Origin of the sequence: Leifsonia xyli subsp. cynodontis, assembly GCF_050632205.1 — a bacterium.
Lineage (GTDB): Bacteria > Actinomycetota > Actinomycetes > Actinomycetales > Microbacteriaceae > Leifsonia > Leifsonia xyli_D.
The window spans coordinates 3025494-3039017 of sequence record NZ_CP192578.1 but is presented as its reverse complement, the minus strand read 5'-3'; the positions used below and the strand labels follow the sequence as shown (position 1 = coordinate 3039017).

Here is a 13524-nt window from a genome sequence, read left to right as displayed (position 1 = left end):
GGCGTGGAGCGCATCCCGCTCTACCGCCAGTGGCACGGCGACCCCGACTCGCCGCATCCGCCGCTGCTGCTCATCCACGGAGGCGGTTCGACGATCGAGACGAACTGGGGCCTGCTGCTGCCGCTCGTCGCGCCCACCCGCTCGGTGCTCGCGGTCGAGCTGCAGGGGCACGGGCGCACGCCCGCGGGCGACCGTCCCGCATCCTTCGAGGGCTCGGCCGACGACGTCGCGGCGGTGCTGACGTCGCTCGGGCTCGGGCCGGTGGATGTGCTCGGCTTCAGCAACGGCGGACAGGTCGCGCTGCAGCTCGCCGCGCGGCATCCGTCCGCCGTCCGCAGGCTCATCGCGGCCTCCGCCCCGGTGCGGCGCGCGGCGATGGTCGACGGGTTCTGGGACGGCCTCGCAGCGGGAACCTTCGACGACCTTCCGGCCGCGTATCGGGACGCCGATCTGGCGGTCAGCCGCGATCCGGGGCACGCCCGGCGGATGTTCGAGCTCGACCGGGAGCTGATGCTCGGCTTCGAGGACTTCCCCGACGACCTGCTCGCGTCGATCGCCGCGCCGACTCTGATCGTCGGCGCGGACCACGATGTCGTTCGGGCGTCGCATTTCGTGGAGCTGGCCTCACTGCTGCCGAACGCCCGCCTGCTGATCGTGCCCGGCATCCACGGCGACTACCTGGGCGAGCGCCTCGCCGCAGGAGGCGACGCCGCGGCCCTGCGCCGCACCCTCCCGCACCTGCTCGCCTTCCTCGACGCCCCCTGACGCCTCGGGGTCTCCGCCCACCATCCAGCCCCTCCGGGCCTCCGCCCAGCATCGAGTCCGCGAAGTTTGCACGCGTTCACCGCGATCAGCGTGCAAAGTCCGCGGACTCGATGGTGGGATGCGGGTGAGGGCGGCGGATCAGCGCGAGATCTCGGTGGCGAGGATGTCGTCGGTCTGGGTGAGGGCGAGGCGCATCCCCTCCTCCATGCCCATCGCGAGGAGTTCCTCCATCTGGGCGGTGCTCGCGAACGTCGAGAGGATCGTCATGCGGGTGCGGCCGTCGCGCTCGACGAACGTCGCGGTCACACGGCCCGGCTCGCCCGGCCTCGGCGCGCCGCCCTCCTCGGCGAAGCCGTCGTCCAGCACCAGGCGGCCGGTCGGCTCGATCTCGACGAACCGCCACCAGCCCCACGCTCGCGTGCTCTCAGGGGTCGTCATGTAGTACGTCGCGCGGCCGCCCGGCTCGAACTCGAACACCTCGAACGTCGCCGGGTACCCCGGAGGGCCCCACCACCGCTCGAGCTGCCGCGGGTCGGACCACAGCTGCCACACCCGCTCCTGCGGCGCCTCGTACTCGGTCACGAACGTGAGCGTCAGCGCGTCCACATCCTTGTTCGACTCGACGAATGTCATCGGCCGTTCCCTCCTATGTCGGTGTTGCCCTCGGCCTCCTCGGCGAGGATGCCGTCGATCGCCCGGTCGCGCCGGCGCCAGATCCGCTCGTACGCGTCGAGCAGCTGCGATGCCCGCTGGATGGTCTCCGGATCGCCGCTGACGATCCGCTCACGGCCTCGCGTCCGCTTGCGGACCAGGCCCGCCCGCTCCAGCACCGCCACGTGCTTCTGCACCGCGGCGAAACTCATGTCGTACCGAGCGGCGAGCTCGCTCACGCTCAGTTCACCGCCGAGGGTGCGCGCCACGATGTCGCGCCGGGTCGCATCCGCCAGCGCGTGGAAGATGCGGTCGACCTCTGCATCCGTCAGCTCATCTACAACCATTTGGTTGTACGTTAGCGCGGCCAGGCGGTGCGCACAAGGGTCGAGACGTGAGTAATGGCGCCTATTCGCGCCGAGCGGCGACATGATGTCGCGACTCGGCGGGATGGGCGACTCGGCGGGATGGGCGACTCGGCGGGATGGGGCGGGTCGGCGGAGGGGCGGCCCGGCGTCGTGCGCACGGCCGACTGGTGACTAATGGCGGCTATTCGCGCCGAGCGGCGACATGATGTCGCGACTCGGGGGACGGGCGCCGGGAGGCAGCGCAGCGCACCCGGTGCGGAGCGCCGTGTTGACCCGCCTGCCCGCCGCGGCCTAGTATCTGTGGGAACGATCCCACACGATCCACCAGCGCAGGCGCGGTCGTGCATCCCCGGAAGGACATGATGGCAAACGGCCTCCGCGCCGTCCTCTCTCTCGACATCGGCGGCACCAAGCTCGCCGTCGGTGTCGTCACAGAGGACGGAAGAACCCACGCACTCACCGTCGAGCCCACGCGCCGCGAGGAGGGTCCGGGTGTAATCGTTCCCAGACTCTTCGCCATGGGTCAGCGGGCGATCGCCGAGTCCGGACTCCAGGTGGAGGCGGTGGGCATCTCGTGCGGCGGACCGCTGGACGCGAAGGCCGGCGTCCTGACCGGCCCCCTGCACCTCCCGGGCTGGATCGACCTGCCGATCGTCGAGCTGGCCGAGCGCGAGTTCGGCGTGCCGGCCGTGCTCGAAAACGACGCCACCGCCGGTGCGCTGGGCGAGTTCCGCTACGGCGCCGCGCGCGACGCGGACACCATGGTGTACCTGACGATCTCGACCGGCATCGGCGGCGGCGCCGTCATCGACGGGCGCCTGCACCGCGGAGCGGCCGGAAACGGCGGCGAGTTCGGGCACGTGATGGTCCGCACCGACGGGCGTCCGTGCCTGTGCGGCCGTCGCGGCTGCCTGGAGGGGTACGCCTCGGGCACGTCCATCGCCCTGCGCGCCCGCGAGGCCGTGGCCGAGCGCGGCGAGGGATCGTCGCTCGCGCAGCTGCCGGTCGTCCGGGCCGAGGACGTCGTCGCCGCCGCGGCGGCGGGCGACCCCTCGCGACCGAGCTCTGGGACGAGACCGTCGACGTCCTCTCCGTCGCCCTCACCGACCTCGTGAACGTCTTCGAGCCCGATCTCGTCGTGCTCGGCGGCGGCGTGACGCGCTCCGGCGACGCCCTGCTGGTGCCCGTCCGCGAGCGCGTGGCCGCCGACGCCATGCCGCCCGCGGCCGCCGCATCCACCGTCGTGCTCGCCGGCCTCGGCGACGTCGTGTGCGTCGTCGGCGCGGGCGCGGTCGCGTTCGACCGCCTCGACCAGCTCGCCGGCGCGGGAGCCGGCCCGAAGGGAGCCCCCATGTCTGAGTGGATGCGCGAGCAGCTGGAGGCGCACATCCAGGTCGCACAGCAGGGCGAGCAGCTGCTGCCGGCGCTGCGCGAGGTCGGGAAGGTGCTGTGCGACGCGTTCGCCGAGCGCGGCATCCTGTACACCTTCGGCAACGGCGGGAGTGCGGCCGACGCCCAGCACTTCACCGGCGAGATCATCGGCCACTACAAGCGCGACCGCCGGCCGCTCGGCGCGGTGACCCTGAGCACCGACCCGACGACGATGACGTGCATCGCGAACGACTACTCGTACGACGACGTCTTCTCGCGCCAGGTGCTCGGCCTCGCGCGGCCGGGCGACGTGGTCGCGGCTTTCACCACGAGCGGCCGGAGTGCGAACATCGTCTCAGCGCTCGAAGCGGCGAAGTCCGTGGGGGCGACGACCGTGCTGTTCGGCGGGGGTGACGGCGGCCCCGCCCGGCAGTTCGCGGACTTCGCCCTGCTGAGCCCGTCGACGACCACCCCGAGGATCCAGGAATTCCACACGTTCATGCTCCACGTGCTCTCCGAGATCGTGGACGCGTGGGCCGACGGCGACGAGGAGTACGCACTGTGACCGACCGGGAGACCCTCACCGATCCCGACACCGACCTCCAGCCCGACAAGGCGGCGGTGGATGCGGCGCTCGAGCCGCAGCCCGAGGCCCCGTCGAAGGGCACGGCGCCGGTCGCCAATGCCCCGGCAGGCACGCAGCCGCGCGACCTCCCGCCCGCGAAGCGCCCCACCGCGACCCCCAGCGCACCCTCCACATGATCGGCAACGCGCACCTCGATCCGGTGTGGCTGTGGCCGTGGCAGGAGGGATACCAGGAGGCGCGCGCGACGTTCTGGTCCGCCATCCACCGCATGGAGGAGTACCCCGACTTCGTCTTCACCTGCGACCAGATCGTGCTGCTCAGCTGGGTGGAGGAGTCCGACCCCGAGCTGTTCGAGCAGATCAAGCGCCGCGTCGCCGAGGGCCGCTGGGTCAACGTCGGCGGCTGGTGGGTCGAGCCGGACAACAACATGCCCATGGGCGAGAGCTTCGTGCGCCAGGGCCTGTACGGCCAGCGCTACCTGGAGTCGCGGTTCGGCATCCCAGCGACGGTCGGCATGAACGTCGACCCGTTCGGCCACAACGCGATGCTGCCGCAGATCCTCAAGGGACAGGGCCTCGACTCGTACACGTTCCTCCGCCCCGGCCCGCACGAGTCGGATCTCGCGCCGAGCCTGTTCTGGTGGGAGGCGCCCGACGGCTCCCGCGTGCTCGCCTACCGCATCCCGTTCGAGTACTGCAGCCCGCCCGGGTCGGTCGACGGTCAGACCGAGAAGGCGCTGGCGTCGCTCGATCGCACGGTCGGCTTCGGCGAGAACGCGACCGCGATGGTGTTCTACGGCGTGGGCAACCACGGCGGCGGCCCGACCATCGCGAACATCGAGTCGATCCACCGCTACGACCGCATGGGCTCCTTCGGAAGGATGACGATGTCCTCACCGCGCACCTACTTCGACGAGGTCCTCGGCCGCGGCGAGGCGTTCCTCGATGGGCTCCCGGTGCGCCGCGACGACCTGCAGCACCACGCGCCGGGATGCTACTCGGCGCACTCGGGCATCAAGGCGTGGCAGCGGCGCGCGCAGTTCGCGGTGCTGAACGCCGAGCGCTGGGCCGCGGTCGTCGCCGCTCACGACGGCGTCGAGTACCCGCGCGAGCAGCTGGAGACCGCCTGGAAGCAGGTGCTGTTCAACCAGTTCCACGACATCCTGCCCGGCTCCGCCATCGAGCCGTCGTACGATGACGCGCGCGACCAGCTCGGCGAGGCCGTCTCCATCTCGAAGCGCATCGTCACCCGCGCCCACAACGTCCTCGCCCGCCAGGTGCAGGTCGACCGCGAGGACGGCACGCAGCCGGTCCTCGTCTTCAACCCGCACCCCTGGCCGGTGTCGGTGGATGTGGACTTCCAGTACGGCGCGCAGCGCGCGGGCGTGCACGTGGTCGACGAGGCCGGCGAGCCGGTCGTGTTCCAGAACTCGCAGTCGACCGCGACGACGGATGACGTCTCGCGCGGCGCCGTCGTCTTCCGCGCCGAGGTCCCCGCGCTCGGCTACCGGCTGTACCGGCTGCGGCCGGGCGCCGGTCCGGGCGCCGCCGCCGGCGGCCTGACGGTCACCGCGGACACCCTCGAGAACGAGCACGTGCGCATCCGCATCGACCAGCAGACCGGCTGGATCTCGTCGTACCTGCTCAAGGCGACCGGCGTGGATGTGATGGCCGGCGTTGACGGAGCCCAGCACACGCAGATCAACGACGACCCGACCGACACCTGGGGCCACCGGGTCATCTCGTACGCGTGGCCGGGCGCCACCATGGCGCTGAAGCGCATCGTCGTGCGCGAGACCGGGCCGCTGCGCTCGCGGGTGCGGGTTGAGCGGGAGTGGGGCGCATCCACCCTGGTCGAGGAGCTCATCCTGGACCACGACTCGCCCGTGCTGCGCGTGAACGTCACGCTCGACTGGCGCGAGAAGGCGCACCTGCTGAAGCTGCGCTTCCCGACCGTGCTCGAGGACCCGACGGCGACCTACGAGATCCCGTTCGGGCACCTGGAGCGTCCGGTCGACGGGGCCGAGGAGCCCGCGCAGTCGTGGGTGGATCTGACCGGCACGGTCGACGGTGCGGCCGCCGGTCTCACGGTGGTCACCACGAACAAGCACGCGTACGACGTCTCGCCGGGCTCCGACGGCGACGGCCGCGGCGACGACGCGAGCATCGGTGTCACCGCCGTGCGCAGCCCCGTCTACTCGTGGCACGACCCGCGGCTGCTCGACCCCGAGGGCATCTACTCGTTCCAGGATCAGGGCGTGCAGCGGTTCAGCTACGAGCTCGTCCCGCACGCCGGCGACTGGCGCTCCGCCGACCCGATCCGGAGGGCGCTCGTGCTCGGCAATCCGGTTCGGGCGATGCAGGAGTCGTTCCACGACGGCACGCTGCCGCCGGTGAACTCGTTCGCCGGCGACGACGGAGGTGCCGTGATGGTCACCGCGCTCAAGGGCACCGAGGACGCGACGGAGGCTCCCGGCGGAGCGGACGTGGTGGTGCGCGCGGTCGAGACCCGCGGCGAGGGAGGCCGGTCGCGCATCCACCTGCCGCTGCTCGGACGCACGATCGAGGAGGACTTCGGCCCGTCGCAGCTGCGCACGTTCGTGGTTCCCGCCGACCCGGCGGAGCCGGTGCGCGAGGTCGACCTGATCGAGCGCCTACTGCAGTGAGCGCGCGCCCCGAGGTCCGGGTGTCCGTCGTCGGCCCGGCGGCGGACACGGTCGAGGTCGTTGAGGAGTGGACGGACGCCGAGCCCGGGTGGCGGCTGAGGCTGCGCGTTACGTACACGGGCGCTGCGCCGGCGGACGGCTCCGTGCTGGTCGAGGCTCCGGTGCGCGGAGCGGACGACCCGTGGTGGCTGATCCCGGGCGCGTTCTACGGCGAGAACCGTCCGGCCGAGAACGCCCGCGCCTTCCCGCGGTTCCAGATCGCCGCGGATACGGCGGAGCAGCATGACGCACTGGTGAGCGACACGTGGGAGTTCCGCGCCGACCGTGCGGCGACGCCGGCGGTGTTCGCGTGGGCCGGACCCGGCCGTGGGGGCGTGGCGCTCGCCGCGGACGAAACCTCCGCGCTCGGCCTCACCGGTCTGGGCCTCGCGCACGACGCGGCCTGGGGCGATGCGACGGTCAGCCTCCGCTTCCCGTACCGCGAGTTCCCGGTCACGTACTACGGCGACGCGCGGCCGCGACCCGCCGACGTGTCGACGCACCGGTTCGTGCCCGGCGAGACGGTCGAGCTGGCCGTGCGCGTCTTCGGGCTGGACGCGTCCCGGCACGCCTACGCGCCCATCCTGCGCGCCCTGCACGCCGAGTCCGCGGCGCGGGCGCCGCAGGATCCGTGGGTGGATGTGGCGACCGCCGCCGACCTGACCGCCGAGGGGCTGCTGACCTGGCACTACGACCCCGACCCCGGCGTGCTGCTCGAGACGGTCGGCTTCGACCGCGAGGTGAGCGGACGCGACGGCCTCACCGTCGACCGGCAGGCGATGCACGTCGGCTGGGTGAGCGGCATCCCGTGGGCGTACGCGCTGCTCGCGCACGGACTGCGCACCGGCCGGACGGACGAGGTGGACGCGGCGCGCCGGGTCATCGACTTCATCACCGCATCCCTCTCGCCCTCCGGCACGTTCTGGGGCGTCTGGTACCGCGACCACGGCTGGACGCAGAGCTGGACCGAGCTGAAGCGCGGCCTCCACTCGCGCACCCTCGCCGAGGCGACGCTGTTCCTGCTGCGGGCGCAGGCGCTCGACGGTCACGACCAGTGGGAGCACGCCATCCGCTCGAACCTGGATGTCGTGGTCGGGCGGCAGCGCGCCGACGGCAACCTCGGCTCCGTGCACCACGCCGAGACCGGGGAGGTGCTGTCGTGGTCGGGCGCCTCCGGGCTGACCTGGATCGCCGCGCTGGTCGAGGCCGCCGACCGCGACCAGCGGTACCTTCCGGCCGCTGTGGCCGCCGGTCGGTACTACGAGCAGTTCGTCGACCGGGAATTCCTGCACGGCGCCCCGGAGGATGTCGACCTCGCGCCGACCTCGGAAGACGGGTACGCCGCCGTGATGGCCTACGTGGCGCTGCACCGGGCGACCGGCGACACGCACTGGCTCGACATGGCGAGGCGGGCGGCCGACTGGATGCTGACCTTCCGCTACACGTACGACGTCGCGTTCCCGGCGCACACGCTTCTCGGCGCCTACGGCTTCCGGACGCGCGGGGCGGACAATGCCTCACCGTCGAACCAGCACCTGCACGCCTACGGTCTCGTCTGCACGGCCGAGCTGCGCGAGCTCTCGGCCGCCCTCGACGACCCGCACTATGCCGAGCGGGCTGACGAGACGCTGGCGTGCTTCCGGCAGTTCATCGCGCGGGAGGACGGCGACTTCAACGCCTACCGAGGGATGGTGAGCGAGCGGTATTACCAGACCGCGTGCTTCCAGCCGAAGGGGATGCTGCTGACGCTGTCGCACGCCTGGAGCGTCGGGGTGACGCTGCTGGCGTGCGAGCAGACGCTAGCGGGGTGAGCCGGTCTCCGCACCGCCGAGTGGCGACATCATGTCGCAACTCGGCGGAAATAGGAGCAACGAGTCACCACTCGGCGCCCACGCGGGGAGCGAAGGCGGGACGGTGGGGTCGACGTCCGCGTCAGCGGTGGAGGCCCCAGAACGCCCAGGGGACATCCCGGCGAACCCGTGGTTCGGCGCCGGGCTACGCCTCTCCCGCCGGGCGTGCGTACTCCGACCCGGACGCCGTGCGGAGCAGCAGCCCGGCATCCACGAGGTAGCGGCGGAGGGAGACGGGGTCGTCTCCGAGTGCGGCGAGCCGTTCGGTGAGCTCCCGCTCGGCGACCGTCTGCCCAGGCGGAAGGACCGCGTCCGCGACGTGCGTCAGCAACTCCAGCCGGTCGTCGGCACCGGCGGGGTAGCGGTCGATCCGCCCGTCCGGGCGGAGGAAGCGCTGCACGCCCGCAGGCCGTGGGCGGTTCGCCGCCGCGGATTCCAGCAGGCGCCGGAACACCTCCTCGTCGGCCGCGAAGGCGCCGCCCTCGTGACGCACCAGACCGGCCGATTCGAGCAGCGTCAGGGCGCGGCCCTCGCGTGCCGCGCTGAGCTCCGCATCGCCCGGCACGCCCCCCGCGACGAGACGCGCCCACACCGTGCGGGCATCCCGGTTGGCCAGGGCCGCGACCACCGGCCGCCAGTCGGGGATCCGGTCGTCCGCTCGCTCCTGCGCCACCGAACCAGTCTCTCCCAGCCGCACCCCGGCGCGCACTCATCGATGGGTCGCAACACGCCGTCGACCCGCGCGCGTAACGGCGTGTTGCGTCCCATCGATGCCGGCGCAGCGCGCCCGGCTCAGCCGTCCTTGCGCAGCTGCTGCAGCAGTTCCGGCGCGCGTCGATCCAGCAACCGTCCGCCGACGCGGACGCCCACCACCAGCAGCACCCCGCCGAGCACGACCGCGGCCAGGAGCCCGAGCCAGCCCCACACCGCCTCGCGGGTCACCAGGGAGACCACCAGCAGCACGATCTCGGGCAGACTGAGCACCGCGATGACGCCCCAGGCGGCGAAGGTCGGGCCGAGCAGCGAGATGTTCGCGCCGGGCCGCGAACGGAACGGGTTGTCGCCGGGCTCCGGCACCGGGAAGACGAACCGCGCCGAGGTGACCGAGCAGACGGCGACCCCGGCGAGCAGCATCCCGAGCGAGAGCCCGAGCAGGCCGGGCGCGGGCAGCCAGTCGCCCTCGAGCGCGGCGGCCCCGACGGTGACCACGACGACCGCGGGCACGGCGAAGGTCAGCAGGGCGGCAGCCCGCCCCCACCGGTCCGCACGGCCGGGCACCGACTTGGACACGTGCAGGGCGAAGGCGGTGGAGTCGTACGAGACGTCCGCGATCATCCCGATGCCCAGCGAGAACGCCACGACCGGCCCGGCGGCGAAGATGTAGCCGGTCGAGTGGTTGATGCTCGCGTAGAACCACATGACCGCGGGCAGCAGCGGGATGACGAGCAGCTGGCGCAGGTAGCGCGGGTCGCGGAACCAGTACGTGAGGCAGCGCGCCGCGATCGCACCCCCGGGCGTGCCGGGCAGCACGCCGAAGAGCCCCGACTTCCCGGGCGCCCGGACCCGAGAGGACGCACGCGCCGGCGTCACGAGCGACCGGGCGAGGCCCCAGCGCCACACCGCCCACAGCACTCCGAAGGTCGCCAGCGCGATGATCAGCCGCAGCAGCGCGCCGATGGGGTCGCCGGCGGCGACGGCTCCCGGCACGGCCCAGACGGCGCCCAGCGGCGACCAGCCGAGACCGGTCGCCACCGCGGGCAGCGCGTCCGCCGAGTTGCGCAGCCCCGACGAGATGCCGACGACGATCGGACCGGCCAGGATGAGCGGGATCAGGATCAGCAGCCCGCTCGCCTCGCGGAAGCGGCGACCCGAGGCCAGCCCGCTGGCGATCGAGGTCACGGCGCGGGACACGACGATGCAGGTCGCCGCGCCCAGGACGCCCGTCACGAGGGCGATGAGCGCGACGCCCGGGGACCGCAGCCACGGCAGGGCGGTCCCGAGCGAGGCGATGGGGGTCGCGGCCCCGGCGATGCCGACGGCGCCGCTCAGCAGCATCCCGACCATGAGAGGGCGGAGCGCGATCGGATAGACGGCGAGGTGCCCAGGATCGAGGGTCTGCTCGACCCCGGAGAGCAGCAGGGGGAAGACCGCCCAGCCGAGCACCGCGGCCGAACCGGCGAGCACGACCGCGGTCGTCGCCACCTCGATCGGCGCGAAGGAGAGCCCGACGAGGGCGCCCAGAACGACCAGCAGCCCGATGGTGCCGTAGAGCGCCCCGATGATGACCGCGACGAGCTGGCTGGTGCTCCGCCGGAACGAGTTCCACAGGACGAGCAGCCGCAGCCTTACGAGTGTCGCAACCACTCCGGCCCCTCCCCGACCCGGCGTCCCCCGACGAGCTCGACGAAGCGGTCCTCCAGCGTGGAGCCGGCGCGCACGTCGTCCACCGCTCCGGCCGCCACGACGCGGCCCGCGGTGATGACGGCGACGTGGTCGCACATCCGCTCGACCAGATCCATCACGTGCGACGAGACCACGACCGTGCCGCCGCCGTCGACATAGGCGCGCAGGATGTCGCGGATGTTCGCCGCCGAGACCGGATCGACCGACTCGAAGGGCTCGTCCAGCACCAGGACGCGCGGCGCGTGAACCATGGCGGCGGCCAGTGCGATCTTCTTGGTCATGCCGGCCGAGTAGTCGACCACGAGCGTTCCGCCCGCAGACTCCAGGTCGAGCAGCTGCAGCAGGTCGGCGGTGCGCTGCTGGGCGGTCGGCCGATCCATCCCGCTGAGCAGGCCCGCGTACTCGACCAGCTGCTGGCCGGTGAGCCGGTCGAACAGGCGCACGCCGTCGGAGAGCACCCCCACCATGGCCTTCGCGACCAGCGGCCGGCGCCACATGTCGACGCCGTGGATGAGGACCTCACCCGCGTCCGGACGCAGCAGCCCCGTCGCCATGCTCAGCGTCGTCGTCTTGCCGGCCCCGTTCGGGCCGACGAGCCCGTAGAAGCTGCCGGACGGCACATCCAGGTCGATCCCGTCCACCGCGATCTTCTCGCCGAACCGCTTGTGCAGTCCCCGGATCCTGATCGCACGCCCGTCATCGTCGGCCACGCGTTCCCCCTCACGTCGCGGTCGCGCGCTTCGGGCGGCCGTGCGACCACCCTATCGGCGGCCGCGGACGCTGGGCCAGCGCATCCGGCACGTACGCCGAGCCTCGGATGCCGGATGCGGCACGCCGCGCGCCCCTGGTCGCGATCGGCGTGCCGCATCCATCGATCGGCGGGGAGGGACCCGCCCGCCAGGGGTTCCTTCGGAGGCATCGGGGGAGGCGGATGCGGGTTCGGCCCCCTTCTGAGCCGTTTCCCAGGCTCGGCGCGGCGGTGGGGCCGACCGGCCTCAGCGACCCAGCGGCCCGGCATAAGACCGTGCCTGCACCGGCAGGGCGGCGGCGGCTCCATACGAGGCGACCGCCTCCCGCAGGCCGGTGGGTGCGGCCGGACGGAACCGGTAGCGCAAGGTCCCGGTGAACTCCTGCCGTGCCTGGAAGTTCGTGAAGTGGAGGTTGTTCATCACCCAGCTGTTGACGTGCCCGGCCGGGGCGTCGAGCGTCCGCGCCCACTCGCCGGTGTGGAAGCCGCCCAGCTGGACGAGTGGCGCATCCATCGACGCCCACAGGACGGCGTGATCGCCCCCGCGGACCCCGACGGCGTGCTGGATGGAGTACCAGTCCTTCGAGGTGTCGGGCAGCTGCTCGGTCTCCGCGGCGAAGACGGCGCCGGCCGTCTCCAGCAGGAACTCGGGATCGGCCACGGCGAAGGGGAACGCGACGAACACGCTCTCGGGGCCGAACCGCTCCGGCTTCGCGATCTGCACAGCCAGCTCGATGTCGTCGAGGTCGCGGAACAGGGTCAGCGTGTGCGTCGCCTCCAGCGCGCCGTCGAGCCGGCTCGTCCACTGGATGCGCGCGTAGGTCTCCGTCCCGATCACGCGCGGGGCGGCGTCGGAGCGGGCGTGCATCCGGTCGAATGCGGGCCCGGGGAAACCGGGGTTGAAGTTCTTCGGGTCCGCGAAGATCGCGTGCGACCGCGCGGCCTCGGCGACCGACTCCGTCACGATCGCGCCCAAGCCGTGGGCGGTCGCGGCGTCCACCAGCTCACGTCCGGTCGCGAGATCGAGCAGGGACACGACGCCGCCGCGCGCCGGGTCGACGGTCGCGCGGAAGCGCCCCGCCTCGACGGTGGCGCGCTCCTCCGGCTCCGGCTCCGGGCCCGGGGCCGGCAGCACGGCCGCCGATCGCGCCGGGAGGTCGGCGACCAGCGTCACCCGGCGGGAGCCGCCGACCTCGGCCTCCACCGCCTCCCTGCGCGGCCGGTCGTCCAGGTTGGCGACCAGCACGCCCTCCGCCGCCCTGGGATGCGCGCCCGACGCGGCCAGGCGGAACAGCGCCTCCACGTTCAGATCGCGGGCCAGGTCCCAGGCGCCGTAGGCGAAGCCGGCCTTGGCGTTCCAGTGGGAGTGGCTGAAGTGCGAGTGCGGCTTGGAGTAGGTCTCCCACGAGCCCCAGGTGTGCTCGCCGAAGAGGAGCAGTTCCTCGTCCACGCGGTCGAAGGCCTCCGCGAGCTCGGCATCGTCGCGGAGGCGCACCGGGCCGCGGCGGTATCCGAGCACGGTCGCAAGCGCCGGCCGCCCCTCGCCGCGCTCCTGCGCCAGCGCGAAGGCCTCGCGTGCCGACCGGGCGAACCGCCGCGCCTCGCGGTACACGGCGACCTCCCGAGCCGTCGAGCCGTGGCCGTGCGACCACCAGTCCGCCCACTCGCCGCGGAGCGCGGGCAGGTCGTCCGGGGCCTGCGCGAGCAGCGCATCCACCGCCGTGTCGATCGTGGCGGTCTGCATCGGGCGGTCGGGATGACGCTCGTTCCAGTAGCCCACGACCTGCGTGAACAGCGCCGTCGGCCAGCGGTTGTCGTTGCCCGCGTGGACGACCGCCGTGTCGAACGGGTAGTCGTCGCGCGCGTCCAGGCGTTCCACGAACTCGAGGATGCTGCGCTCGGCGAGCTCCGCATCCCCGTCGACGATGCCCCACTCCTCGCCGAAGCCGTAATGCGTCGAGAGCAGCGTGAACACGCAGCGCCCGGACGGCGCCTCCCACCAGAAGCGCTCGGCTGCTCGAGCGGCGCCCGCCCGTGGTCCGGGTTGAGCGCCATGACGAGCCGGTCGACGCCGGCAT

Annotated in this window: 12 protein-coding genes and 1 pseudogene; 7 read left to right on the top strand and 6 right to left on the bottom strand. The window is 72.7% G+C overall.

Annotated features, from left to right (window positions below):
• The first annotated feature begins 3 nt into the window (after nt 1-3).
• A complete protein-coding gene (locus tag ACQ86M_RS15170; protein WP_431246041.1) occupies nt 4-765 on the top strand; it encodes an alpha/beta fold hydrolase in 762 nt (253 codons plus the stop codon).
• A gap of 138 nt (nt 766-903) precedes the next feature.
• On the opposite strand, the gene ACQ86M_RS15165 is transcribed toward ACQ86M_RS15170, so the two are convergent.
• Entirely contained in the window at nt 904-1398 is a 495-nt protein-coding gene (locus ACQ86M_RS15165) for an SRPBCC family protein (RefSeq protein WP_431246040.1), read from the bottom strand.
• Nucleotides 1395-1763 carry an ArsR/SmtB family transcription factor gene (locus ACQ86M_RS15160; RefSeq protein WP_431246039.1) on the bottom strand — a complete coding sequence of 123 codons (369 nt, stop codon included), beginning with the start codon at nt 1761-1763 and terminating at the stop codon, nt 1395-1397. Before ACQ86M_RS15160 ends, ACQ86M_RS15165 begins: the two co-directional genes overlap by 4 nt.
• A gap of 380 nt (nt 1764-2143) precedes the next feature.
• On the opposite strand from ACQ86M_RS15160, the gene ACQ86M_RS15155 reads away from it, so the two are divergent.
• From ACQ86M_RS15155 to ACQ86M_RS15130, 6 genes and pseudogenes are all read left to right on the top strand, one after another.
• Nucleotides 2144-2899, top strand: coding sequence for an ROK family protein (locus ACQ86M_RS15155; protein ID WP_431246038.1), 756 nt, complete (start codon nt 2144-2146; stop codon nt 2897-2899).
• A pseudogene (locus ACQ86M_RS15150) lies at nt 2887-3021 on the top strand (ROK family protein); the annotation flags it as partial. The gene ACQ86M_RS15155 and the pseudogene ACQ86M_RS15150, both read left to right, overlap by 13 nt.
• Nucleotides 2998-3720 (top strand): D-sedoheptulose-7-phosphate isomerase, encoded by a 723-nt coding sequence (locus tag ACQ86M_RS15145; RefSeq protein ID WP_431247898.1) that lies wholly within the window; start codon nt 2998-3000, stop codon nt 3718-3720. The pseudogene ACQ86M_RS15150 and the gene ACQ86M_RS15145, both read left to right, overlap by 24 nt.
• Nucleotides 3717-3917 carry a hypothetical protein gene (locus ACQ86M_RS15140; protein WP_431246037.1) on the top strand — a complete coding sequence of 67 codons (201 nt, stop codon included), beginning with the start codon at nt 3717-3719 and terminating at the stop codon, nt 3915-3917. The genes ACQ86M_RS15145 and ACQ86M_RS15140 overlap by 4 nt, the downstream gene beginning before the upstream one ends.
• A complete protein-coding gene (locus ACQ86M_RS15135) occupies nt 3914-6406 on the top strand; it encodes an alpha-mannosidase (RefSeq protein WP_431246036.1) in 2493 nt (830 codons plus the stop codon). The genes ACQ86M_RS15140 and ACQ86M_RS15135 overlap by 4 nt, the downstream gene beginning before the upstream one ends.
• A complete protein-coding gene (locus tag ACQ86M_RS15130; RefSeq protein WP_431246035.1) occupies nt 6403-8256 on the top strand; it encodes a hypothetical protein in 1854 nt (617 codons plus the stop codon). Before ACQ86M_RS15135 ends, ACQ86M_RS15130 begins: the two co-directional genes overlap by 4 nt.
• A 184-nt stretch (nt 8257-8440) precedes the next feature.
• Here ACQ86M_RS15130 and ACQ86M_RS15125 read toward each other — a convergent pair whose 3' ends face one another.
• From ACQ86M_RS15125 to ACQ86M_RS15110, 4 genes are all read right to left on the bottom strand, one after another.
• Nucleotides 8441-8968 carry a DUF2087 domain-containing protein gene (locus ACQ86M_RS15125; RefSeq protein WP_431246034.1) on the bottom strand — a complete coding sequence of 176 codons (528 nt, stop codon included), beginning with the start codon at nt 8966-8968 and terminating at the stop codon, nt 8441-8443.
• A gap of 119 nt (nt 8969-9087) precedes the next feature.
• On the bottom strand, nt 9088-10659 hold the full coding sequence (locus ACQ86M_RS15120; RefSeq protein WP_431246033.1) for a transporter: 1572 nt from the start codon (nt 10657-10659) through the stop codon (nt 9088-9090).
• The gene (locus ACQ86M_RS15115; protein WP_431246032.1) at nt 10641-11408 is read right to left on the bottom strand and encodes an ABC transporter ATP-binding protein; all 768 of its coding nucleotides are present in this window, start codon (nt 11406-11408) and stop codon (nt 10641-10643) included. Before ACQ86M_RS15115 ends, ACQ86M_RS15120 begins: the two co-directional genes overlap by 19 nt.
• Nucleotides 11409-11693: 285 nt before the next feature.
• Nucleotides 11694-13421, bottom strand: a complete 1728-nt coding sequence (locus tag ACQ86M_RS15110) for a hypothetical protein (RefSeq protein WP_431246031.1) — start codon at nt 13419-13421, stop codon at nt 11694-11696.
• Nucleotides 13422-13524 lie beyond the last annotated feature (103 nt).